The organism is Maritalea porphyrae (assembly GCF_027213965.1).
In the GTDB taxonomy this organism is placed as follows: Bacteria; Pseudomonadota; Alphaproteobacteria; order Rhizobiales; family Devosiaceae; genus Maritalea; species Maritalea porphyrae_A.
On the sequence record NZ_JAPWGX010000039.1, the window covers coordinates 1 to 272 of the forward strand.

1 protein-coding gene is annotated in these 272 nt (G+C 62.5%); it reads right to left on the reverse strand.

Annotated features, from left to right (window positions below; all coding sequences use genetic code 11):
• The coding region (locus O4H47_RS17935; RefSeq protein WP_269395391.1) for an aminotransferase class III-fold pyridoxal phosphate-dependent enzyme at nucleotides 1-211 on the reverse strand (211 nt) is incomplete at its 3' end.
• Between the last annotated feature and the right edge of the window lie 61 nt (nucleotides 212-272).

Genomic DNA, 272 nt, shown 5'->3' on the forward strand with positions numbered 1-272 from the left:
CGTCCGGGTGGCTGTGGCCGAGGATCATCGGGCCCCATGAGCCGACGTAATCCACGTAGCGCTTGTCGTCTTCATCAGTGACGTAGGCACCTTCGGCGTGCTTGAAGAACAGCGGAGTGCCGCCGACGCTTTTGAAGGCGCGCACCGGCGAGTTGACGCCACCTGGGATGTGCTTCTGCGCGTTGGCGAAGAGGGTTTCGGAACGGGACATGGCAGGGCCTCTCAAGCTGGGAGTTGGGGCGAGCCGGGCCGCCCCTTAATAACGTTAGTTA